The sequence below is a fragment of the Chryseobacterium jejuense genome (genome assembly GCF_900100075.1).
Taxonomy (GTDB): domain Bacteria; phylum Bacteroidota; class Bacteroidia; order Flavobacteriales; family Weeksellaceae; genus Chryseobacterium; species Chryseobacterium jejuense.
Genome location: NZ_FNEG01000009.1, coordinates 15344 through 38983 on the forward strand (window position 1 = coordinate 15344; position 23640 = coordinate 38983).

The following is a 23640-nucleotide window of genomic DNA, read 5'->3' on the forward strand; positions in this document are numbered from 1 at the left end:
TCGCCTATTTTACGTTTTCTTATGCATAAGTTTTAATAATATAGATAATATTAAATAAAAATGTTATACAAAGAGATCCATATTGGAAGTTTTATTAAGGAGAGGGTTGATGAAAATGAAATAACAATGGAGAGGATATGTAAATTCCTGGACAAAGATGAAGATGCTGTAGAAGGAATGTACAATAGCAGATCACTAGATGCAGATCTCCTTCTGAGATGGAGCAAATTATTGGAATATGATTTTTTCAGACTTTACAGTTCTCACTTGATTTTATATGCACCTCCTGCAGCAGCCAATAAAAATCAACAGAAATCTGACAAAATACCCTACTTCAGAAAAAATATTTATACTCAGGAAATTAAAGAATTCATTATGAAACGAATTCTTTCAGGAGATATGACCCAAAGTGACGTGATTAAGGAATACTCTATTCCTAAAAGTACGCTTCACAGATGGCTTCAGAAAAGTGATATTAACGGATAAATTGATAAAAAATGCGTCCCAATTATAAAAAGATATACCAGGACATGCTTAAGATGGAGTATCCAGATAAGTTAAAAGACCCTAAAATAAAGGAACTTCTCGGAAAACTTGATACCAGTGAAGATGTACTGAAATTCAATGACAGACTTTTCAAACCTTCCAGGGAAGGCCAGAGAAACAATCAAAAACTGAAGACCTATGACAAGAAAACGATGCTCAAACTTCTTGAATATCAAAAGAAGCACGGGCATTCTACCAGTTATATGTCTAAAAAATATAAGATCAGCAGAACTACCCTCTCAAAATGGAAACTGATATTTGAAGAAGAGTTGGACCATGCTATGAAAAAAGCCGATAAATAACTTATCGGCTTTTTTATAATAAACAAGGCAACAGGCAAATAGTGATGTCGTGCTCTACCAGCTGAGCTACTCTTCCGATTTTGTAGTGGAAGAGACCGGATTCGAACCCGTGTCCCCGTCGTGATGAATGAAGTAGCACTATTTTACGGCACTTGTTTGTTTTTAAAAAAGAGGCAAAGTTTGAAAAGACATTTACAAGACCACTTTCATGATCTTTCTGGAATCGAACCAAATAAACCGAAGTAAGCCTTTTCTACGGCACTCTTTTATACAAATCAGGGTAATATTTTTAGAATCGTTCATGCATTTGCTCTACCTGCTGAGCTACTTCTCCTTTTCGAGGGAAAAGGCAGGATTCGAACCTGCGACCCAATGTTTATTCAATCTCGAAGTATGATTCTGAGACGACACCTGATTTTTAGTTTCTTATTTTTTCATTTGTCTTAATTTCAAGTATGATTCCTGAACGACACTTGAAAAAAGCAAGGCAATTAGCTCAACAGACTCCTATTAACAGCGTACTACTTTACACTATCTGCTTTCACAGAACAGGACTTGCACCTGCACCTCTGTTACCCCACGAAGTAATTCTGTTTTACGGCACTTGCTTTATTTTTTCCATTGGGTTTTTCTGTATTTCTTCCAGTTTCGCTGAAACTTGGTTTCCTTTGCATTCACCACTTCAAAGCCATGTGGAAAACAATATGAACACCCTAAATCATTTCCGTATTGGAGCCTGGAAATCTGTACTCCGGAAATTTTCATCGGAAAATCAATCAATTCATATTCATTGGTTCCGAAGATTTGTCTTACTATTTTATTTTTTTTCATGAGTATTGAGTATTAACCTCAATACACTGCTTCTTTTAGATCTGATTTATAGTTGTTCATGGTTATTAGTTGATGTTACAAATTTATATGGTTACTGCGCATTCTTTTTACGCAGTTTATTTTTTTATAAAAACCAAGCAATGTATTGTAAGAGTAATTAGTTTCAATTGGAAGTTGATGATGAAACTCTTACGGACGGCATTGGTTTGTTTTACCGGGTAATTAGACGAAAGGCTATGTCAGTTTGGAATCGAAGTAGGCCTTTCTTACGACACCGATATTATTAACACTGCAAAATTATATGCTAAGTACGCATTCTTTTTACGTAGTTGAATTTTTAATAGGAAAATAATAAAGATATCAATTCTAAAAGCTTCACAATTCCTAAAATAGGAAGCGCTATAACAAATCCTACTAATAGGCATAAACCTACTGTTGTTAAAAAGCTTTGGTTGTTTTTAGGTATAGAATAATTTCCTTTCGCTCTGGTTTTAGGTTTAAAATCAGGAATATGCTTTGTCTTCTTTAAGCTATCCTGCTCCAATTCCGTCAAAACTTTCCTAGCATACTCATTAAGCTGTGCTTTATTTCCTCTGAAGACAACATCTTTTAAAATAGCGTTTCCGGAATTGCTCAATGTTTTTCTATACAATTCAACGGCTATTTTCATTTCTTTATTTTCATGTTCAGACAACATCCAGAATTTTCCGGCTTCATCCAGAAAACCTGCATCATAATAAATCTGCCCTAATTTCTTTCTCAAGGAAAGATCATCTGGAAACTGATTGATTAAGTTTCTTAATCTGTCACAAGCTTTCTTCTTTTTCCCTTCCTTCAGATCCTGTTCTACTTTATCAAACAGATTTCTCATGGGTTTATATTTTTATTTAATGCCGGACATGAAGGCTGAAATTCTTTCGGCATTGTCAATATTCATTTTTTTCAAAATATCTGAAATTCTATTTTTAAAATGAATTTGGTGGTATATCACTTTGTCTAATTCATCTTTAAATTCTGATTCTTCAATATCAAATTTTGTTTTCACATCTTTCACATCATTAATATTGGCTTCTGTATAATCTGAAAAACTAATCATTCCGTTTTCTCTTTTATAGAAAACCCAGGGATGCCCTATCCATATTTCTGCCCATCCGAAAGATCTATTATCTATAACTTTCTCCCAGTTTTCTATATTCTCCAGATCTCCGCAACAGCTTGGCAGAATAAGAACCTCATCATCTTTTTTTAATACAATTCCGCCATCAAAAGAGAGTACAAATCCTCTTTCATCGGGATCATCAAATTCCACTTCGGTGAGTTTTGCAACCACAATAGTTTCTAGGCTCTCATCATCAATGTTTTCAATATTGACAAGGTTGGAACCTTTTTGAATTTCATTAAAATTGAGGGTAAGGCGAGAAGCTGTCTCTGTAAATTTCAAAAAGTATTCTTCAGGATCCGGATAATCAGTAATTTCCGGTAGTTCAAAGTCTTCTTTGGAATATTTTAAAGGATTAATTTCAATTGTGTTAATAAGCTCTATCATACTGTATCTCTTCATTTACTAGCCCCGATTGCAGCGACATCCTTTTTCTGAATTGCCCTAAACCAGGCGAAAAAGATATAGCGGAAAGCGGGAATAAGCTCCTAAATATACTAATGATTTATAAGATCCTGTTGTTAATACCAATGAACTTTACATTTCAATAGAAAGCAGTGCCTTTTACAGCACTACTTTTTGAATTATTTCTATGGCTGATTTCTGATCTTCCAACGCATTCAATACATCGAAAATCTTGTCTGACCAACCTGCAATGAGGTATACATCATTTCTTTTGACATCGATAGGCTGTCTGCCATAACCCGCCAAATCAAAAATATAAAGTTTCGCATCTGGTGCTATCCTCTTATATTTATTCCAAGTACCTTCAAAAGAGTTTCCTCTTCCGCTGGTATCGTACAGCTGAGTATCTGTAAACAACATTACTTTATCTACCATTTCTTTTCTTTTGATAAGGTCTTCAATCACCAGATATCCATTGGTAGAATAGCCTACTTCTCCTTCGCGCTTGTAGAATGCATCTACATTGTTCAAAATACCTTGTTTTGGCATCGGAACGCGCAACCATCGGTCACCAAAAATTCCTGTAACTACATTTTGACATTTTGACTGTAGAATCATAGACATCAGCAAACCGATATCATACAACAAGATCTTACTCTTAGGAGAAACCGATTTCTGCATGGAACCTGAAACATCCGCTGCAATCACTACCGAAGTATTGAAACCGAAACCTTTGATGTTTTGAGCACTTGCCACTAAGGCTTCTTCCAATGCACTCCAAACGGAAGACAGATAAGGGGAATCAAGTTTTTTTAATTCTCTGTATGCTGCCAGAAAACGGAATGGCAATTGTTTTGAGTTTCGAACGGCTCTTTCATCAGACAGATAACTACACACTTTGCTCATAGCCTCAGGAGAAACTCCTGCTTCAAGAATGTTTCTCAGGTTTCTCAAGGTGGCCATATAGCCTAATTTATTACTGAAGATCAGTTCTTCCCATTTATTTTTGAAAGCCAGCTTCTTTTCTGCTTCATCAGCAAATTTTTTCTGACCCAATACTGAAAGTTCTACTTCCCACGTATAAGGGGTATCTAAAATATCATATACAATTTTGTTGAAAATGGTCTGCTGATTTTCATCCTTTGCTTTTGGGTGAACCAGAAACAAGGCATCTTTAAAGGTTACTTCTCCTTTTCTGTTATATTTTGCGAATTGGTATTCATCAAATTTATTGAAAGATTTCACCAGACCTTTCTGAATCTGTTTTGATAATCTGTTCAGTTTTTTGGTTTCTGTTCTTTCATTCGCAAGCTGGTAATATGCTAACAGTTCCGTGATTTCATCAGCTCTCTGAATAACACCATCTACCGTTTTGCTCACCAGATCATTACCAGAAGCTTCCTTCGCCAATTCTGTAGCTAAAACCAATGGAATGGAACGCAAATACATATCTTTTCTTGCATATACCGCAAGCTTGGCCACAAATTCTGGATCGTTTTTCTGAATCAGAGACTGAATTCGCTCTAATCTGTCATTTCCTTTTTCATAAGTAATGTCTGACAGTCCTGTTGTAACCACAGCACTGTACAATTCTTCTGCAGGTGTCATCACATATGCTTTTGCACCTTCGTGGTTGGTTACCACTATTTTCTCTTTTTTTAGAAAGTTAAATTTCATGAGTTACTGTTTCTAATGTTAAACATAGGAGGAGTTACTACTTCCTCTCTGATTTCTGATGCAAAGTAAAAACAGCATTGCGCAATCTTTTTGCGTAGATTGTTTTTTTGAAAAAAAATGTTTTTTTAATTCAAATTGATTGAGAAAAGATATTAAGGTTCATGCAAATTTTGCTGATGACGCAGATTCTTTTGATGGTTATTTTAGGTTTTGGCTAAAGCCAATGGAATTTGATTCTTTTATTTATTGGCCGGCCGGGCTAAAGCCCGCCCCTATTGATGTTGATATCCTGATGGATATACAAGAAGAAAAATGGTTGTTTAACGACAAGATCTTTTATCTTTTATCTTTTATCTTTTATCTTTTATCTAATCCTTCTATCATTCATTTTCATGAAAGAAATCGGTATTATCAGGCTTTTCAACAAGTGTTTTCTAGCTTTGTGTACATTAAAATTAAAACTATGATTAAAGGATTATATGAGACCCATGTTCAGGTAAGTGATTTGGAAAATGCTATCCAGTTTTATACAGAAGTTTTGGGATTGAGATTGGCCCATAGAGATGGAACAAGACCTATAGCATTCATGTGGATTGGGGAAGAAAAGGAGTTTATGCTTGGATTATGGGAGCAGAAAGAAAATCTTCAGACCAGACATTTTGCCTTTACGAGCACGAAAGAAGATATTTTGAATTATTCTGTGAAGTTTTTAGAGAACAAAAATTTAAAGCCTTACAATTTTATGAAAAACGGAAGTGTAGAGCCTATGGTATTTGCATGGATGCCTGCACTGGCCATTTATTTTAATGACCCGGATGGTAATCAGCTGGAGTTTATTTCTATTCTGGAAGGGGATGGAAAACCTGAACTAGGTGTTCTTTCTTATGAAGAATGGATGAATCTTGCATAAAACTCAAGATGAATTCTGAAATCCTTTACACACAAGATACCAGTTATTTTCTGGCTGAAGTTCCGCAAAAGAACAATTACTACATTATTTTACTGTGTCTGAAAGGAAATATTTTGATCAAAATCGGGCATCACAGTTTTGAGCTGGGCCCGAATATGATTTCTATCCTTTCTCCCGGCAAAATCTTTTCTACAGAAAAACCTACGGCCGATCTGGAAGTGATTCAACTGCACTTTGAACAATCATTTCTCAACAAATCTTTTGTACGGGAAGAAATTGTTAATCAACTGCTGGAGCTGAACGCTGATTATCCTCCTGTTTATTTTTTAGAGGACTCTTTTTCGCGTGTTCAGGAAAAATTCAAATCTGTTGGGAATGAACTGATGATGCAATCAGCTTATCATTTGGATGTTGTACGCTTGATTACGATGGAGATATTATATGAGTATAACAGAGCCTGTGAATTTTGTTTGTTAGGTTTTAAAAAGAATATGAACCGCAATTATCAGCTTACTTATGAATTCAAAAAGCTGGTAGATAAACATTTTACAGATTGGAAAGCTGTTGCAGATTATTCTTCTTTCTTAGGAATCAGTGCCAAACATCTGGCGGAAGTAGTCAGAGTTGAAACAGGAAACACAGCCTTACAGATTATTCATGAAAGGCTTTTATTGGAAAGTCAGTATTTACTAAAACACACTACTCATTCTATAAAGGAATGTGCTTATAAATTAGGTTTTGGAAGTCCTTCCTACTTTACCCGTTTTTTTAAAAACAATACCGGTCTTAATCCGAATACTTATCGTTGCCAGCCGTAAAATGTGACAGATAAACCGCAGTTTTGATATTGTTACTCTTCATGTCTCTTATGAAATTTGCAGTCATCTATTTTACAATTATATGAAGAGTACAAACAATAAATCAACCTCGTTGGAAAATACCTCATGGTATGTCTTATTCTCCAATGGAAATGGAATAAAGGCCATCACATTAGCCTTAGGAGTTATGCTGCATGCTACGAATGTTTATCTTGCAACAACGGTAATGCCATCTATTATAAAGGAAATTGGCGGATTAGAATATTACGCATGGAACACGACTCTATTTGTTGTAGCCTCCGTAATTGGTTCTGTTATTTCTGCAAACCGGATATCCAAATTAGGTCCCCGAAAGTCTTACCAGATTGCCATTATCGTTTTTTCTTTGGGAACTTTACTCTGCTCACTGGCCTCATCTATGTCTATCTTATTACTAGGACGCTTCGTACAAGGACTTGGAGGGGGATTACTATTTGCTTTGTCTTATGCGATGATCAGAATTGTATTTGAAGAAAATCTGTGGCCCCGTGCTATGGCTCTTGTTTCAGGGATGTGGGGCATAGCTGCTTTTTCAGGCCCTTTTATTGGAGGAATTTTTGCGGAACACCATAAATGGAGATGGGCATTTGGTACTCTTTTAATCATCTGTCTTGCTATACTTATCATTGCATCAATCATTCTTCCTAATAAAAAAAGTGAAAGTGTAACTCCACCCGTTCCTGTTTTAAAGCTAACCATGCTTGTTCTGGCGTCTTTTTCTGTTTCTGCAGGAAGTATTTTTGAAAACAGCTGGATGAATATTACAGGAGTTATTATTGCTTTGTTTTTCTTGTATGTCGTAAAAGTCAGCGAAAACAAAAGTTCCGGAGTACGGCTTCTTCCTTCCGGATCTTATCAGCTTTCTTCTCCGTTGGGGAAAGTATATGCTGTAATGTCTCTTTTGACTATTGCCACATCTATTGAAATTTTTGTTCCTTATTTTGCTCAGGTCCTTAATGGTTTCTCTCCTATTCAATCAGGATATCTTACCGTTCTTATTGCGATAGGCTGGACTCTTTCTTCTCTATTATTTTCCGGAATAAAACCTCATCTTTCACACAAATTAATTATTACCGGATGTATTATTATGCTGATAGGCGTGGTTGGACTTACTCTAATTTCACTACCCATACATATAATACTTATTCCAAAGCTCGTTTTAAACTGCCTATTTTTGTTGGGAATAGGTATAGGAATCGGAGCAGGATGGCCTCATCTTCTGACCAAAGTATTCTCTTTAGCTCCTAGAGGTGAAGAGGAACTGGCTTCAGCTTCAGTAACTACTGTACAGCTTATTGCTACGGCATTTGGAGCAGCACTTGCAGGATTGGTTTCAAACATTGGCGGCATCACTGTTCCTGGAGGTATTGAGGGTACACAAAATGCATCCTTAGTGTTATATGCTACATTTTCGCTGGCACCTTTGCTTGCTATTATTGTCCTGTTATCTGGAGGTAAAAAGTAGATGCTTATTTAATTCTATTGTTATTCTAACGGATTCCGGCAAGCCCTTTGGGCTTGCCGGAATCTATATTAATGAACTAAATTCACTACTCTTTTCACTGCCAGAACATGTTTACAAGGGCCTCTTTCACCTTGATATTTACTGAACCATTCACAAGTACAGCGTTCTTTATCTTCTTCAAGGATTACGGTATGGTGTACTCCAGTACCTTCTACCCTTGCTTCAGTTCTTTCTTTAGTGTTATTTAGAATCTCTACTTTTCCATCTTCAATCAACCTTTCAGCATTTTTCATGCGGGGATTTAAGCCTAAAATACGACTTAACTTAAAGGGTAATCTACGATAGAAGAATTCATTCTCATCAAGATCATACCCTAGTAATCCCATGGCTGCAAGTCTTCCTGTCAGATTCTCTGTTCTATTCAAACTAAGATTTTCTTCCAGTGCCAGAACTGTTGCATTAAATGACTGATTGGCATAAGCATATTTATCCAGGGCATCAATCCATTCATCAGGAACCTCAGTGGTTAGACTATTCAATACAGCTCCTTCTCCGGAGAATCCACGCCAGCTTTCTCTTGATAAGGAAAAACTGAATCTTATATTTCCCATATACAACTGCCAGGTTGTAGATTTCATATTTGAGTGTGGAAAAACCTGCATGGAATCAATATATGGAAGCAGAGGTTCCAGCAAACGAAGCCTGTGAAGCCCACCAATACAAACTGCATCAGCAGATTTTACAGGGGAAAACATAGGCTTATTTCCTCTTACAATAAGGTAATAGTCTGATTTCACCACTCCTTTCGGCATTCCTCTAAACAGCTGCTGGGTCTGGATCTTATTAAAAGTATGCTGCTTTTCTGATTCGGACAAATAGATCTGAACTGTTCCGAGACCTTTAATCCATTTTACAGGCAATGGAACTTTTCTTTCCACTACTTTTTTTTCTTCTTTGTAGAGCCCAACTTCTTTTTCCCCTATAGAAAGCATAATATTTTCGTTAGGACGAATACTTCCCAAAGCGGTTATCATAGGTTGATTAAAGTCTACATTAGTTGTTCCGCTCTCCAAAAATTCCCCGTTTAATCCATCCGGAAGAACGTCTACACGGGCATATACACCCGCACAGTGTGAAAAACCTTCGAAACGAAGCCTTTCATTTCCTGCAGTCACAATTGGATCTTTCAAAAGTGCCATCTGAAATGGTGACAAATTGAAGCTTGACTTCACAATATTGGAAAGGGTAATCAGACAACGAGCTAATATAAAAGGCTGACCTACATTTCCCCAGAAAAAACAGGGAACATCAGTCTTTTTCTGTATCTCACTGTATTGGGCAAGAAACAGTTCTTCAAGGGCATCTTTCTTTACAAAGGAGGATGACCTTGAATAATTATAAGTAAGCATATCTTCCATATATTTAATTTTTTAGAAGATGATTGCAGATTTTCTTCAGGCTCGAGTTTTCTTTCCAGTCTTTAAGTTTTTCAATTACTTTTTTATTGGCTTGGGACTGGTTTAAAGCCAATACTTCATGATATACTTCCAACAGCTTCTTCAGATTGGTAATAGGTTGATCCATCTGAATCAGAATATTGGAAATTAATTCTTCGAGTGCAATATTATGATTTTTACTAACATTCAGCATCTGATGTTGAATAAGATCTGTAAATCTTTTTATAGGAGCCCACTCCAATTTTTCATGGGTGCCAATCACTTTTCCTAATCGGGTGTTGTCTATCATCCTGTGAGAAACATGTTCCAGCCAGATTTCAGCAGCCGTTCCACGAATGGTTTTATCACCATCCAGGAAAATAGTTCCCAGAAACAGATATCCCATTTCATCCAAAGGCTTTTTAACCTGGTAAAGGGCCTGTGCCGTATTTAGCACTAGATTTCTTTCGTAAACTTCTGCAATACCTGAGTAGAAAAGGCAGCTTTTAATCACTTTTGCCAGGGCAGTTCCCAAGGTATTTGGAAAACACCACATCATGCCAATGGTTTCTGAAAGTTCTCTTGGCTCAGCAATAAAATATTCCAGAAGCAGCGGATCTTTTCTTTTCTCAAAATGATATTTGGGAATCATAATATTCAGCTCAGCCGGATAATATGAATTTTTCTTACTATCAATAGTTTTCCACTGATAAATTCCCGAAAAGAATTCTGCCGGAATCGTATCATATCCAAAACCACTGAACTCTTTAAAAGTCTTTTCCGGAGAGCGTGTAATTCCGGCTGTCATCCACCATGCAGGATGTTCAAATTTTCCTTTTGGCTCAATATTTTTACCAAAGAAGAAAAGCAGCAGGTCTTTATACTCTCCTTTTAATTTTTTTTCAGCCAGCTGTAATGCTTCGGATGTATTATCCAGAGCACATCGCTGAAGGGCCAGCTGCATATCAAGATGATGAGGTTCAATATTCTTATTCTGATACACTTCCAGTCTTTCCACTAATGTAACAGGAGAAATCCAACAAGGAGCATGGGTAATGGCAAACAGTAAAGGAACACTGTCTCCTGCTTTTATTTTTTCATCAGTAAATATGGCAAGTTCTTTAAAAGCTTTCGTAACAGGGCTTCCTGCTCCCACTTTCGTTATTGGTCCCAGCTTTTTATGATAGTTTGAATAAGCTTCCCTTGTGGTCTCTTCATTAGAGGTCTTCTCATATATTTTGTTCAGGTTTTTAAGCTGAACCGGATATTTTTCTAATAAGTTCAATCCGTAATTAATGATGAGATTACACAACAGGACGTTCAGATAAGGAACTTCCCATTTTGCAATGGTTTTACAGGCTTTCAGGAATACCGGTTCTATCAGCTTTACAGATTCCTCATCTACATCATTGGCAAAACGGGCAAATCCGGACAAAGCAGTATCACAGTGATGGCTGTACGGATCTTCTATAGCCAAAGGGAGGAAGAACATTAGATCTTCAAAACTTTCAAGGACTTTAACTTTATTTTCTTCGGTAGTCAGTAATATTTTTTCTGAAACTATAGCTTCCAATTCCTGTGGTTTTTCTTCTATATAAGTTTCTAAAAGAGAACGTATATTCGTTAATATACTATCTGAATAGTGGGAAATAGATTCCTTTATTGTTTCGGATGGTGGGATGTATTTCAGTATAATTTTGGCAGCTTTTGACTGTATTCCATCATCTTTGCTTACAAATGCTGACGTTAAAGCCAGTCCTAATATCTCAGGATTAACTTTTTTATGCTGGAATATTTTCTCTGTTAAGGTAAGACTACCCATCACCACTGTTTTCACTTCCATGCTCAACAGATTGGGAAGGTAGTGAGCAAATTCGTCATTTTTAAAAGCCAGGTTTCCTACCATTTTTTTCAAATGGATAAGGATCGTATTGACTGCTTTTGACTGTGCAGATGTTAACCCAGCCATTAATTCATCCTGAAGTTCTATCAACTCCGCTTCTGTTGGTTTTAAAGCTGTAAAAGCATCCATAAACCACCCTGTCACATTCTTATTGAAATTTCTATTGGAAGCCAAAAGGCATTCTTTTAAAAACCTTGTTCTTTCAATTTTCTGCTCGGTGACAAGCTTTTGGACTAATGGAAACCATTCTTTTTGGAAGGGTAATGATTTGGATGGATATTCGCACAGATACCAAAAGTGGGTATTGAGTGTTTCAGGGTGCTGGTCCAGATCAGCAGGATAATTACTTAGGTGATGTCCCAGTAATTCAGGTTTTGGCTGGATATAGCCTTTTTTTGTCCATCCTAAAATATGCTGATAGTTAAAAGCTGTAAACTCCGCATCAATAGAATCATTGATAAAATCTGAAAACCAATCCGGACATCCCCATTCCAATATCTGGTCTGTCTGTTCTATATTGCGGAAAAGACTCCAGTAATTTTTACCAAAGTTCTTTTGATCCATACAAACAAATGATGCTATATCAATAATGGAATGTTGATTTACAGAACCCGCTGTATGGTAAGAATTTTTGGTCATGATGATCTTATTGATCTCACGATCCATTTTTTTTATCGTAGGTACTAATGTCTGCTTTTCTTCTGCACTAAGCTGCTTCAAAAAAGGGACAATCTCATGGAGTTTTCCCTCATTAAGGATCTCATAAAGTCTTTCTTTCATGTGTTTTAATTTGATGTATAATTTTTTTCAGGTTATTTTCGTTTTCCCATTCTTTAAGAACTTTAGCAATTTTCTCATTTACTATGGTTCTGTTTTGATTCAGCAGTTCATAATAAAGCTCTAATAGCTTTTTAAGATTAAAAACCGGCTTTTCTACTGTTGAAAGAATGGATATCAACAGGTTTTCAAAGGCTTGGTTATGACTGGTAGTCAGATTAATAAATCCAGATAGCCCATCTGTAAACCTTTTCACAGGAGCCCATTCAAAATTGATCTTTTTACCAATGATAATTCCCAGTTCGTGAATATTAAAATCTTCTGAAACTGCTTTATTAATAAGGGCTTCAAAAGCTATACCAGAGAATGTTTTATCTTTATGAAACAATCCGGCAGTCATAAATATATAATGCGCAGGTTGAAATGGTAAATTCAATTTCATCCAGGCATCAAGAAATTTCATATTTCCTTTTACATCATATTGATATGCGGAGCAGGATAAGTCTGCATTGTATTTTCTTGCTACTAAGGACCCTGAAAAATAGGGAGCTGTATATAAAATACGGAGCAAATCTTCCTGATAAATAGTGTGATAAGAATTGAAAAAATAATTCAGAAAAGATGCATTTACAGGTATTTCCTTATGGTCTCCAATGGATATTAATGATTCCGGAACTTCTTCTGTAACATTCCATTTATAGATTTTCTTGTATCCCAGTTTCCAATCGAAACTGCCATCAAGAAATTCCTTTTCATAAAGGTCTTTATAATAATTCTTTTCAAAAACCGGCTTTACAAAATTGAAATACTCTTCATTAAGCTGCTCTTTTGCATATTGTTCTCCTTTTTTCAGGTTTTCTTTTTCTACCCGAAGGATAGCAATCTCCAAATCAAAAGGAATTGGTTTCCAGCCTTGCTGTTGATAGATTTTCAATTTATCCACAAGAGTAGTAATGGTAATCCAGCAAGGTGTATATTCCGGAACAGAAAGTAACGGAAGTTGTTTGTTTTCTTTTAAAAATTCAAATATTCCTATCAAAAGCTGATGATAAGCTTTGAAAATAAAAGGTGTTCTTTTTTCACTCCAGTTTTCAAGGGTCGGAAACCCTAAATAAGCCTCCGATAATATTTTTGATTTATTTTTTTGCTTCAGCAAGCCGTAATTAATAACAAATGTCGCCATCAAATGTTGAAACCCTACAGTATCTTTCCTTTTGAATGCTGCATTAAAGGCAGGTTCAAGCTGATTAAAATGTTCTTCCTCAAATTCACCATTGAATCTAATGAGTGCATCCAGAAACAAATCAATATGATAGGTTTCATTATTATTGAAGATCTGAGAAGCCAGGAAAATAAAATCATCTAGGGATTCTACAGGAGTAATAGGCTGTGAGACATGCCATGAAGCTGTTTCATAATTCTGTTCTTCTTTATTTTGAATGACTCCGTTTTCTGCAATGAATTTTTCCAGCAAAGTCTGAGCATCAGAAAGAAGTGAGGCTGTATAAAATGTAAGTTCCCTCCTTATCTTTTCTGATTGTAGATCTCCATATTTAACAATAATTTTTGCTCCTTTAGTTTGAAGCGTTTTATCTTTATTGAGAAAAACAGGCATCAGAAACAAACATATTGCTTCATGATATTTCTTATTGCCTTTCGCTATTTTTTCCAATGCCTGAAGCAATGCATTAACAATATTCTTTGTTGAAAGAGTCATTAAAGATGCTGTAGCCTGTAAAAAGTCTTCTGTTTTAAAATCTTTTTCTGTAATAACCGGATTGATAATCTTTAATACACCAGGAAACAGTGAATGTTGTGTGGAATGAAAGATCATAAACAATTCATCCTGCAATTCCAGAATTTCTTTGTAGCTAGGCTCCAGATAAGCAAAAAACTCTAGGAACCATGTATTATGTTCTTTTGAAAAATTAAAATTAATTGCAGTAAGACTTGCTTTAAGTACTCTTGAACGATCTATTCTCTTTTCCTGAACAAGGTCTTTCAACACATCTTTCCAGCTTCTGTCCCCGTAAACAGATGTGATACTGCATTCATGATCAAATAAAAACCAGATATGAGACTGCAACGTTGCTGGATAGGAAAACAATATTTCTTCTGTTCTTAATGATGAAGAGAGCAATGATGCCCAAATTTCATCATGAAGGGTAAGATAGCCTTTATGCTCCCATTCCAATACTTTCAGATAATAGAATCCATCAAGAAATAAGTAACTTTCTCCAACCCAATCAGGAACATAGCTCTCAAAAAGTTCATCCACAAGTTCTACCGGAATGGAATAAAATCCTGGTCTCATCTTTTCATATTCATCCTTCGTTTTACTGCATACCAAAGCAGCCAACACCGATATTGTATTGTGCCCCCATTCTTTATTGATATTTTTCTTTAAAGTGGCAGCAACTTCTTTTTTATCTTTAGGTGTAAGCTTCTTCAGGAAAGGAATGATTTCCTTGATTTTATAGTTTAAATATATAGTTTTAAACTCTTCGTCAATAAGCATAAATTCACTCTTGGCGGCTAAAATATAAAAAAATGCCTGACAGGCAGTAAATTATCCCTAAAAAGTGAGTTTTTTAACAAAACTTTAAGTTAATAAAACCGTTATACAGCTATTTATAACCAAGATTTAATTCTCTCTGCTAAAAGATATATGAATCAAGACATCAAAATACCTCCGTGTTGGCCAAGTATTATTTTTCTAACCTGATTGTGGAAAAGACATTACGAATTACTGTTTGAAGGTTCTTTCTACTTCTGTTAAACCCATTTTTGTAAGATGCCTGTATACCGTTGCAAGGGTAAGGTTTCTTTTTTCAGCTATTTCAAAAGGAGGCATTCCTGCATCAAATAACTCAAAAGTGAGAATATGGGTTGGCTTTTTACCAACTATTATGGAAGTGTCCATTTCAATTTCTTTGTTAAATAAAGGAATATCTAGTAGACAACATGCTTTAAGTCTTTCAATATATTCTTCCAGGTCATGTAAAAACTTCTTTGTTTCTTCATTAAAGGTTTTTAAGCCTTTGGTACCTGTAGTTTCTGTGTAAAAGTTTTTCAAAGGCAATACAATCTTTTCAGCGATATTTTTATAGAAAAAGTTAACAGCCCCTATACATTTTTCTTCCAACTCGTTCCATTGAATTTCTCCATTGATAAAGTCTGATAATTTCAAACGGATGACTTTTTTAAATTTTTCGGACACTTTAAAAAGATGTTCACTTTCCCTTTCAAAATCCTCAGATAATGTATTTACTTTCTCCCGATCTGGAATCCCTACGGTAAACTCTTTCCAGTTTACTACAGCTTCTTTTACCCAACCGGCATCTACTGTCATCTGAACTTTATGCAATGTATAATCATATTTTTCATGCTCAATGATTTGGAGTAAGCTGTCATTTGCATGAGTAGAATTTTGAAAGTCTTCAATCCTATGGTCTTTGAATATGGCATTCTGTGAAATTTCAGATTTCAAAACGATTCCATTCAGGGTTCGGCAGCGGCTCAATGCAACATATACCTGTCCGCTGGCAAAAGATCTTCCGGCATCAATGATAACACGGTCAAATGTTAGTCCCTGACTTTTGTGAATAGTAACCGCCCAAGCCAACCGGATTGGATATTGTTCAAAACTTCCCAGCACTTCTGTTTTGATATTTTTATCAGCATCCAGAGTATATCTTTTCTGTTCCCAGACTTCAGTGGTGAGCGTTATTTCTTTATTACTTTCATCGAGTACGGCCTTTATGGTATCTTCATCTAGGTAGGAAATTTCAGCCAACTTCCCATTATAAAAGTTTTTTTCGGGGGATGAATCATTTCTGATGAACATAATCTGAGCACCTACTTTCAGCTCCAGGGTTTCATCAATCGGATATTGGGTTTCTTTAAACTCACCAATCACTGAGGCTTTATAAAACAACGATTCTGTCTCAAGCTCTGACAGTTTTTTCTGATTAATATGATCTGCCATACGGTTATGAGAACACAAATGAATATAAGTTTCATTTTCAGGCTCAAAATCAGGATGATATCTGGAGTTCAGTTTTTCAAAATCCAATTCGTGGAAATCTGCATGCCGTACCGCATCCAAAATTTCAAGAAACTCTTCATCCTGCTGGCGGTAAACTTTCGTTAATTCTACTGTGATTAACCGTACATTCTGCAAGGCCTTGGCTGAAAAGAAAAATGGAGTTTCATAGTATTTTGATAAAATCCGCTCAGAATCATCTCTTACTACAGGCGGTAATTGATAGAGATCTCCAATTAACAACAACTGAGCTCCACCGAATGGCAACTGATTTCTCCTTACTCTTCTTAAAGAATGATCCATCATATCCAATAAATCTGCTCTTAGCATGGATACTTCATCAATAATAATCAGTTCTATCTCCCGAAAAAGATCAAGCTTTTCTTTTCTGTACTTAAAATGAGGAAACAACTCATTGATATTCATCGCAAGATTAGGATCAACGTGCTCTGTGGTTGGAACAAATGTTCGGGACGGAATGGCAAACAACGAATGAATGGTTACTCCACCGGCATTAATGGCTGCAATCCCAGTGGGAGCAACTATGATATGCTTTTTACGTGTTGCCTCAACAAAATGATTCAGGAAGGTTGTTTTTCCTGTTCCTGCTTTTCCTGTTAAGAATACACTTCTGTTGGTATGTTCCAGTAATTCGATGAGTTCCTCCAAGAGATACAATTTTTATCAAAGGTAAATTATAAAAATAAAGTAATCCATAAAAAAGAGACTGAACACGCTGGAACAGTCTCTAATAATCAATTATTTTATTTGTGCTGAATTTTAATTATTCTGCAAGCACCAATGCAAGATCTTGGCAATATTTCTGGCATCATCTACTCCTCTGTGATGAGTACCATCAAGTTTAAATCCAAGTTCATTGAGTGCTCTCTGCATTCCTACACTTTTTCTTACAGTTGGATGAATCTGTCCAAATAATGTTTTCACATTGATATGATCGTCATGTAAAGGATAATCAAGATAAAATCTTCGGGCCTGATTCTGAAGCATATTCAGGTCATAGTTTCCATAGCTTGCCCAGGTTAATTCTTCTGAATCGTATTCTGCTCTGAGAATATCAAAGGCATCATCCAGCATAATTCCCTCATTATCCAGCATGTTTTGGGTAAGGGTGGTAAGTTCCGTACAAAACGGGCTTACTTTTGAGTATTGAGGTTTTATTAAAATCCCTTCATTTTTAGAGATCTTACCGGTTTTTGCATTCATAATACAAACTCCTATTTCGATAATCTCACTTTCCTGACCTCTCGGTGGGCGGTTTTCCCAACACGTAGCTTCAAGGTCTATAATGAGTATATTTTCTGTTGTTTTCACTGTTTTTTTATTTAAGGTTAAAAAATGGAAGTTATTTATTGTTCTGAATTTTCTACTTCCATTCAAATGATTACTCCAAAATCTTATTGAGAATTTTGGCTGTGTTATAAGCATCGTCTGCTCCGCTATGATGATTACCGTCAAAATCCATTTTCAGATAATCCAGGGCTCTTTTCAGTCCGATAGATTTATATAATCTGAAATGTCTTTTGAATTCGTACATTACATCCAGGTATTGTCCTGAAAAAGGGGTTTCTATTCCGAGCCAATCGCTTTGTTCAATGATCTGCTCTCTGTCGAAATTTCCGTATCCGGCCCAAGTGAGCAATTCAGGATTGTATTCATCCCTGATCTTCTCACAAGCTTCTTCAAAATAAATTCCTTTCTCTTCTATCAATTGTGGTGTAATTCCCGTTAGCTTTGTACAAAAGCTATTGATTTCTGATCTTTCAGGAATAACATAAATGCTTTGTTTTTGGGAAATGGTATTGGATATGAGATCCAGTTTACATATTCCCATTTCAATAATATCGACTTTCTGTCCGATTGGAATCCTGTCGTTTTCCCAACAGGTAGCTTCCAAATCGACAATTATGATTTGATTAGTTGTTTTCATAGTTATTAATAAAATAGTAATGAGAGTAAGTAAAATTACTCCCGAGGCCCGAACGGAGGTGTCCATTTTTTCTTTTTCATGATTTCCTTCACTTCTTCGTAGGAAATCGGGTAAAAATTATGGCAATCTATTCCTACATCGAAGCTTAATGCCATTTCATCATCCGGCAAAGTTCCGTGCGAGTGTCCGTATAATTGCCAGACTCCGCGGTGTGAGCCATTCCAGGTTCGCATGGCGTAATGGAAAAGAATGATTTTCTGTTTTCCGTTACTATTATCCGGTTCATCAATTTTCAACTCGTGATAATCCCTGATGGAAGCAAATCGTTTAGGATACGTTAAAGCTGCGCCTTCGTGATTGCCTTTTATCAAATGGATATTTCCGTTCAGCTGATCTAAGATTTCTTTTGTAAAATCCGGTTTTCCAAGACTGAAATCTCCTAAATGGTAGACTGTATCTCCGGGATTGATTCTTTCATTCCATCTTTTAATGAGTTCGGCATTCATCTCTTCTGGAGATTCAAAAGGTCTTTCGGAGAATTTTATAATATTTTCGTGACCAAAATGATGGTCTGCTGTAAAAAATATATTGGGTTTCATTTCTTTAGTTTTTGTTGTTTATTGAACCACCCCGTCAAATCACAGATTTGACCCCCCTCCAGAAGAGGGGAATATCACGTCTTCAACTTAAATTTTTGTGAAGGGTGGAATCTTAGTTTTTTTCATTTCGAAATGCTTTATAAAAAGCGGTTTCAATTTCCTGTTGATCGATTTCAGTATATCTTCTTGAAAAGTGGATCGGAATGGCTTCTTTCACCTTGCAATCCTTCATTATTTTTCCTGACGCAGAAGCAAAACTGTGATAATTGATCTTTGCAAATTCCTGATCTGTATCTTTATAAAAGGTTTCAATATAAACCATATCAGCCTGATTGAAAACAGTTTTTATCTTTTGATAATTGTCTTCATCTACAGCATGATCCATGATAACGCCTAATTTATAACCTTCATTTCTGGTTAGTAAATGAAATAAGTCTGATGTTTTGTACAAGGTTCCTTCTATTTCAATTTCTTTGTCTGCATCGTTATTTTCAAATGCTGTTTTCAATTCGCTGATCCATTTTCCTTTCTTGAAATCAGAAGCATTTTCATGAAACGTTACTGAATCTTTTTCTTTAAACAGGTATGCAATAGAATCTGTTTTATGGTCCAGAATAGCAAAATCAACATGTACATACTCATCTTCAAAAAGGAAATTCTGAGTCTTTACAAATTCCTGTGTCCAGTAAGGAGGGCGAAGACTGTAAACATTGATTTCCTCTTTGGAAACAATCTCATGAACTTCATATTCAATAGCGTTTTCAGCTATTAAATTCCAGGTATAGGATTTTAATCTGGCTTCAATTTGTTGATGAATATTTTTCGGTCCACAGATGGTTACTTTTTCTCCACTTCCAATCTGATGTCTGAAAATACCGTCAAAATTGGCAAAATGGTCGATATGGGTATGGCTGATGAATATTGCTGATAAAGTCTGTGCTTCTTTTACCGTCAATAAACTCGCTTCTCCACAATCACATAAATAATGCTTTCCTGAATTGGGAACTTTTATTAATATACTGATGTCTTCTTTTAAAAGACTTTTTATTTCTGCTTGTAACATTGTTTTTCTTTTTTTAAACCACCCCCGTCAAAAATTCCTTGAATTTTCGCCACCCCTCCAGAGGAGGGGAATTTCCACGTCTCCAACTGAGATTTTTGTAAAAATTGAATATTTGAGATTCTTCATTCTATTCCCAGACTCTCAGTCTATATTTAGAATGATAAATTTGAAATATCCTTTTGAAGGTTCTGGTTGGGTTATACATAAAAAAGTTCCGGTAAAAATTTACCGAAACTATACTTTGAGAGTCATCAACTCTTCTTTTACACAATCAATGACTGCAGCATTCAACTTTTTATTGATCCTTTTCTGTTCATCTTTTTCTATTGTTGTGAAAACTAACGGAAAATCTTTTTCAAAATCTTCTAAAATGTCCTGTGCAAAAAGGCCTATGACTTTCCCTATCATTTTAGGTTCAAATTCACCAATTTTGCTCATCACATTATTCAGTCTGTTTGCCGTTACATATTTTTGGATTTCCGCCCAGATATTTTGAGCCGTTTCACTAAAATGAACTGTTTTCTGAACTGTTTTTTCCTGTTTTCTAACCATTTTAGACTTCTCGACCCATTTTTCATTCTTATTTTTTAGAATGACTCTAGCTCCGTTTCCAAAATATTTGGTTTTTAAGGTCTTGATAATAGTTCCTTCACACATATTGTTCATTTCCGGTAATCCTAACCAGGTTGGGATTTTAGAATTGAAAACATTAGGGAACCTCAAGGCTTCTTCCAAAGTTCCTTGAAATAACGTTTTTGCATAGAAAAATCCTGTCTCCTCAAAAATTGAGTTGATGATATCTGTATCCAAATAAGTAACCCCATTCAACTTAATGTCAAATGCATAAAAATCGTTGAAAGGTGCATAATCAATTCCTGCCTGCACTTTTATTGCATTTTTTACGGGTTCTACTTCTTTATGTTTGTAACCGCCACCGAACAATTCACCGTAGATGACTACTGTTTCAACATTCGGGTATATTGTTTTCACTTTTTGAAACAAATTAATTACATTTTTTCTGTATTGTTCCAAAATTTGATGTGCATTGTAAAATTTTTCCTCTTTCTCAATGAAAGCTGTTCTTTTGGCGATCTTAATTTCCTTTCCATCGGTAAAGAAAGAGAAATTAGCTCCGTGAACTTTTTCCTGCACGATGAAAACCTCATCCCCAAAGCCCTGCATCCTGATCTGATCGATCATGCGAGTTTGGTAAGCATTTTCTATTGAGTTATATGTTTTGAAAATCATTTTTTTAGTTTTTAATCATTTCTGATTCATTATTTTTCATTGGGGTGATGTGCCTTTGTGCATGAAATGAGGGAAAGATATCCTGAATGAATCTGAAAATGTCCATTACAATTTTTTAAAGTTTTTTAAAAGTCTTTCAATATTCTCCTTTCCTACAGGGTTCATGGAGTGGGAGTAGAATTTTGGTAAATCTAAATAGTTATCCATACAATATTCTACCAGCCATTTTGCACAATCATAACCTGTTTTTTCAACAAATTCTTTTGCATCTGGTTTCAGATAATGTTCATCTGCAAGGTCATGATCAAAAGAAATCATTTCCGGAAGTCCTTTTTCCAGAATCCTGTTGACAAACTGATCGTAATTCCGAACAATATGCCAATCTCTTCTGAGAAATATGTCCTGTTTGGTATAACGATACGCTTCAATCGGGTATCTTATATCATCCAGAAACAATAGTCTTTTGGTCATTTCCATGGTTTTGTTTTTTTACCTAATCCTCATCAATCCAATCTACAACAGTCTTCAAAAAGTGTAATCTCACTTCTTCAAACCTTGTAATATTGGGAATATGATTAATTTCCAATAAATGTTTATGACCGTTTTTCTGAATGATATAGTCATTCGCAATTACATCCATCCCTATTTTATCTTTTAACATCAGGGTATCCTGTAGAAGTTCTGTATCAATTTCCATGAATTGGGCATCATCCGGATGTATGGATTTTAACCATGTATCTCCTTCGAGCTTAATCTGCCAGGATTTTTCACCTATGTTTAATATTCTTACAGCATCACCTTCAAAATAAGGTTCAAGTACACTGTTTTCCGTACTTTCCCAGCTTCCTGTAAATTTATGTTTGTTTTCTCCACAATGCCAGTTTCCCCATTTTGCCACCAATTCGGTATCTGTATTCACATAAGCTCCTGCAGAGATAAATCCTCTTTGGGAATTAAATTTTGAATATTTCATCGCTTTGGCAAGACAAGGAATTTTCAATCGGCATTCCAACATTCCGTAAGCGTTTGGAAAGCATGGACCGTTCCAAATTGTCAATCCAGCGATAAGATCAAGATCATCTTCAAAAATTCCATGATAAACAACCTTATCTACCGGAAGCATTCCTACTCCCTGAGCTTTTTCAACATATAATGTTCCATCCACTACTTTTATCATTGGAATAGATTGATGCCAGATCATAAGACCATCATAATGTTGTCGTATATATTCGTATTCCTGTTCGTGTAAACCGATAACGGCTATTCTATTGTGAGTCATGTTTTTAGTTTTTTAGTATTATTTTCTTAATACGTGATATAATAGTTTTGCGGTATTATAAGCATCATCTGCTCCGCTATGGTTATTTCCTTCAAATTCTAGGTTTCTTGCCTGCAGTTCTTTCAAAAGACCTTTTGGTTTCTCTCCTTTCATTAGACTTATTAATATTTTCAAATCAATATAAGTGTCACTAAAGGGAAATTTCACTCCCAATTCTTTACATTGATTCTTAATAATTTCCTTATCAAATCCTCCATATCCTGAATAGGTTCTAACGTGTGAATTGTATCTGTTCTTTATTCTTGAACAGGCTTCCTGAAAAGATATTCCTTCTTTTTCCAGTTTATCAGCTGTAATTCCTGTCAGTTTTGTACAAAATTCACTTACTTCAGATTTGTAAGGTTTTACGAAATAACTTCTTTTATCTTCGATGCTTCCATCAGACATGTTCAGCTTGCAGATTCCGATTTCAATGATTTCTATTTCCTGATTTTCAGGGGTCTTCTCGTCTTCCCAGCAGGTCGCTTCTATGTCTATTACTGTAATTTTATCATACAAAAGCATTTTCTTATTTTTTATTTAGAAAAGTAGATATTCAATGCCTTGATCACACTTTTCACATTGGTGTTAGGATAAAATCCGGAGCTGTTGATGCAATTGATTTCAACTATTTTCCAGCCTTCATCCGTTAAACAAATATCCATAACAAAGGCTTCTTCGAGATTAAACAATTGAATCATTTCTTTCGCAAAACCCAATCCGTCCTGAGAAACATTTTCTTCGAAAGGGGCATCCTCATTAAGTCGATAATAACCGCTATCAACGATTTGCCCACCAACGATCCAAAGTCTTGCTTCTTTTATGGTTCGTTTTGCTTCAGAAACCTGAATTAAAGAGTCTTTTGTAATTCTATTAGCTTGGTTCTCCAATCTTTCAAAAACAAAATCCTTCCATTCTGATTCTGTAAAAACCTTTCCTGTAAAAATTTTCGCTTCATTATAAGGCTTAATAAATTTTTCTTCTCCTTTTTTCCATGATAATTCTTCAGAAATCGTTTGAACGGAAACCTTATGATTCAAAAGGTGCTCACCATAATATTTTGAATAGATCTCATACAAATGGTTACCTCCGTAAAAAGAACCGGGAACCCAATCTGAATGCTGTTTAGCCAGTCTTGCAATCGTCACCGA

Annotated in this window: 22 protein-coding genes; 5 read left to right on the top strand and 17 right to left on the bottom strand. The window is 35.5% G+C overall.

The genetic code is table 11. From position 1 onward, the window contains the following. Positions 1-126: 126 nt before the first annotated feature. Together BLS98_RS21295 and BLS98_RS21300 are read left to right on the top strand one after the other, a co-directional pair. Complete coding sequence (locus BLS98_RS21295; protein ID WP_394331784.1) at positions 127-486, top strand: transposase; 360 nt, start codon at positions 127-129, stop codon at positions 484-486. 11 nt (positions 487-497) lie between these two features. Continuing rightward, complete coding sequence (locus BLS98_RS21300) at positions 498-848, top strand: hypothetical protein (RefSeq protein WP_089739259.1); 351 nt, start codon at positions 498-500, stop codon at positions 846-848. 609 nt (positions 849-1457) lie between these two features. Here BLS98_RS21300 and BLS98_RS21305 read toward each other — a convergent pair. From BLS98_RS21305 to BLS98_RS21320, 4 genes are all read right to left on the bottom strand, one after another. Then, on the bottom strand, positions 1458-1679 hold the full coding sequence (locus BLS98_RS21305) for a phosphate ABC transporter substrate-binding protein (RefSeq protein ID WP_089739261.1): 222 nt from the start codon (positions 1677-1679) through the stop codon (positions 1458-1460). Positions 1680-2016: 337 nt separating this feature from the next. Next, positions 2017-2550, bottom strand: a complete 534-nt coding sequence (locus BLS98_RS21310; protein ID WP_089739264.1) for a DUF6584 family protein — start codon at positions 2548-2550, stop codon at positions 2017-2019. A 12-nt stretch (positions 2551-2562) separates the two neighbouring features. Next, positions 2563-3240 (bottom strand): hypothetical protein, encoded by a 678-nt coding sequence (locus tag BLS98_RS21315; RefSeq protein ID WP_167356264.1) that lies wholly within the window; start codon positions 3238-3240, stop codon positions 2563-2565. A gap of 162 nt (positions 3241-3402) precedes the next feature. Next, positions 3403-4920, bottom strand: coding sequence for a TROVE domain-containing protein (locus tag BLS98_RS21320; RefSeq protein ID WP_089739267.1), 1518 nt, complete (start codon positions 4918-4920; stop codon positions 3403-3405). 139 nt (positions 4921-5059) lie between these two features. Between BLS98_RS21320 and BLS98_RS23625 the strand changes: the two genes are divergently transcribed. The 3 genes from BLS98_RS23625 (at position 5060) to BLS98_RS21335 (ending at position 8152) form a co-directional block, all read left to right on the top strand. Next, positions 5060-5830 (top strand): VOC family protein, encoded by a 771-nt coding sequence (locus BLS98_RS23625; RefSeq protein WP_228436042.1) that lies wholly within the window; start codon positions 5060-5062, stop codon positions 5828-5830. Between the two features lie 8 nt (positions 5831-5838). Next, positions 5839-6648 carry a helix-turn-helix domain-containing protein gene (locus BLS98_RS21330; RefSeq protein WP_089739269.1) on the top strand — a complete coding sequence of 270 codons (810 nt, stop codon included), beginning with the start codon at positions 5839-5841 and terminating at the stop codon, positions 6646-6648. Between the two features lie 82 nt (positions 6649-6730). Beyond that, the gene (locus tag BLS98_RS21335) at positions 6731-8152 is read left to right on the top strand and encodes an MFS transporter (RefSeq protein ID WP_089739271.1); all 1422 of its coding nucleotides are present in this window, start codon (positions 6731-6733) and stop codon (positions 8150-8152) included. 68 nt (positions 8153-8220) lie between these two features. Here the strand turns inward: BLS98_RS21335 and BLS98_RS21340 are convergent, their stop codons facing one another. The 13 genes from BLS98_RS21340 to BLS98_RS21400 all read right to left on the bottom strand — a co-directional run bounded on the left by BLS98_RS21340 (position 8221) and on the right by BLS98_RS21400 (position 23637). Beyond that, entirely contained in the window at positions 8221-9570 is a 1350-nt protein-coding gene (locus tag BLS98_RS21340) for an SWIM zinc finger family protein (protein WP_089739273.1), read from the bottom strand. 4 nt (positions 9571-9574) lie between these two features. Continuing rightward, positions 9575-12271: a DUF6493 family protein gene (locus tag BLS98_RS21345; RefSeq protein WP_089739275.1), complete on the bottom strand. Its 2697-nt coding sequence runs from the start codon at positions 12269-12271 to the stop codon at positions 9575-9577. Continuing rightward, positions 12252-14786 (bottom strand): DUF6493 family protein, encoded by a 2535-nt coding sequence (locus BLS98_RS21350; RefSeq protein ID WP_089739277.1) that lies wholly within the window; start codon positions 14784-14786, stop codon positions 12252-12254. Before BLS98_RS21350 ends, BLS98_RS21345 begins: the two co-directional genes overlap by 20 nt. 228 nt (positions 14787-15014) lie before the next feature. Next, on the bottom strand, positions 15015-16982 hold the full coding sequence (locus BLS98_RS21355) for an AAA family ATPase (RefSeq protein ID WP_228425278.1): 1968 nt from the start codon (positions 16980-16982) through the stop codon (positions 15015-15017). 111 nt (positions 16983-17093) lie between these two features. Further along, positions 17094-17645: a 3'-5' exonuclease gene (locus BLS98_RS21360; protein WP_089739525.1), complete on the bottom strand. Its 552-nt coding sequence runs from the start codon at positions 17643-17645 to the stop codon at positions 17094-17096. 70 nt (positions 17646-17715) lie between these two features. Further along, a complete protein-coding gene (locus tag BLS98_RS21365; RefSeq protein ID WP_167356265.1) occupies positions 17716-18261 on the bottom strand; it encodes a 3'-5' exonuclease in 546 nt (181 codons plus the stop codon). A gap of 35 nt (positions 18262-18296) precedes the next feature. After that, on the bottom strand, positions 18297-18860 hold the full coding sequence (locus BLS98_RS21370) for a metallophosphoesterase family protein (RefSeq protein ID WP_089739283.1): 564 nt from the start codon (positions 18858-18860) through the stop codon (positions 18297-18299). Between the two features lie 112 nt (positions 18861-18972). Continuing rightward, positions 18973-19923 (bottom strand): MBL fold metallo-hydrolase, encoded by a 951-nt coding sequence (locus BLS98_RS21375; protein ID WP_089739285.1) that lies wholly within the window; start codon positions 19921-19923, stop codon positions 18973-18975. Between the two features lie 234 nt (positions 19924-20157). Further along, a complete protein-coding gene (locus BLS98_RS21380) occupies positions 20158-21171 on the bottom strand; it encodes an RNA ligase, Rnl2 family (RefSeq protein WP_089739287.1) in 1014 nt (337 codons plus the stop codon). 105 nt (positions 21172-21276) lie between these two features. After that, entirely contained in the window at positions 21277-21648 is a 372-nt protein-coding gene (locus BLS98_RS21385; protein ID WP_089739289.1) for a cyclic-phosphate processing receiver domain-containing protein, read from the bottom strand. A gap of 16 nt (positions 21649-21664) precedes the next feature. Further along, a complete protein-coding gene (locus BLS98_RS21390; protein WP_089739291.1) occupies positions 21665-22450 on the bottom strand; it encodes a hypothetical protein in 786 nt (261 codons plus the stop codon). 18 nt (positions 22451-22468) lie between these two features. After that, entirely contained in the window at positions 22469-23014 is a 546-nt protein-coding gene (locus BLS98_RS21395; protein WP_089739293.1) for a 3'-5' exonuclease, read from the bottom strand. Between the two features lie 11 nt (positions 23015-23025). Continuing rightward, entirely contained in the window at positions 23026-23637 is a 612-nt protein-coding gene (locus BLS98_RS21400) for an ATP-grasp domain-containing protein (protein WP_394331785.1), read from the bottom strand. Between the last annotated feature and the right edge of the window lie 3 nt (positions 23638-23640).

Coding starts and splice junctions, on each gene's coding strand:
- BLS98_RS21295 (WP_394331784.1), top strand. CDS start 127: ATGGAGAGGATATGTAAATTCCTGGACAAAGATGAAGATGCTGTAGAA.
- BLS98_RS21300 (WP_089739259.1), top strand. CDS start 498: ATGCGTCCCAATTATAAAAAGATATACCAGGACATGCTTAAGATGGAG.
- BLS98_RS21305 (WP_089739261.1), bottom strand. CDS start 1,679: ATGAAAAAAAATAAAATAGTAAGACAAATCTTCGGAACCAATGAATAT.
- BLS98_RS21310 (WP_089739264.1), bottom strand. CDS start 2,550: ATGAGAAATCTGTTTGATAAAGTAGAACAGGATCTGAAGGAAGGGAAA.
- BLS98_RS21315 (WP_167356264.1), bottom strand. CDS start 3,240: ATGAAGAGATACAGTATGATAGAGCTTATTAACACAATTGAAATTAAT.
- BLS98_RS21320 (WP_089739267.1), bottom strand. CDS start 4,920: ATGAAATTTAACTTTCTAAAAAAAGAGAAAATAGTGGTAACCAACCAC.
- BLS98_RS21330 (WP_089739269.1), top strand. CDS start 5,839: ATGAATTCTGAAATCCTTTACACACAAGATACCAGTTATTTTCTGGCT.
- BLS98_RS21335 (WP_089739271.1), top strand. CDS start 6,731: ATGAAGAGTACAAACAATAAATCAACCTCGTTGGAAAATACCTCATGG.
- BLS98_RS21340 (WP_089739273.1), bottom strand. CDS start 9,570: ATGGAAGATATGCTTACTTATAATTATTCAAGGTCATCCTCCTTTGTA.
- BLS98_RS21345 (WP_089739275.1), bottom strand. CDS start 12,271: ATGAAAGAAAGACTTTATGAGATCCTTAATGAGGGAAAACTCCATGAG.
- BLS98_RS21350 (WP_089739277.1), bottom strand. CDS start 14,786: ATGCTTATTGACGAAGAGTTTAAAACTATATATTTAAACTATAAAATC.
- BLS98_RS21365 (WP_167356265.1), bottom strand. CDS start 18,261: ATGAAAACAACTAATCAAATCATAATTGTCGATTTGGAAGCTACCTGT.
- BLS98_RS21370 (WP_089739283.1), bottom strand. CDS start 18,860: ATGAAACCCAATATATTTTTTACAGCAGACCATCATTTTGGTCACGAA.
- BLS98_RS21375 (WP_089739285.1), bottom strand. CDS start 19,923: ATGTTACAAGCAGAAATAAAAAGTCTTTTAAAAGAAGACATCAGTATA.
- BLS98_RS21380 (WP_089739287.1), bottom strand. CDS start 21,171: ATGATTTTCAAAACATATAACTCAATAGAAAATGCTTACCAAACTCGC.
- BLS98_RS21385 (WP_089739289.1), bottom strand. CDS start 21,648: ATGGAAATGACCAAAAGACTATTGTTTCTGGATGATATAAGATACCCG.
- BLS98_RS21390 (WP_089739291.1), bottom strand. CDS start 22,450: ATGACTCACAATAGAATAGCCGTTATCGGTTTACACGAACAGGAATAC.
- BLS98_RS21395 (WP_089739293.1), bottom strand. CDS start 23,014: ATGCTTTTGTATGATAAAATTACAGTAATAGACATAGAAGCGACCTGC.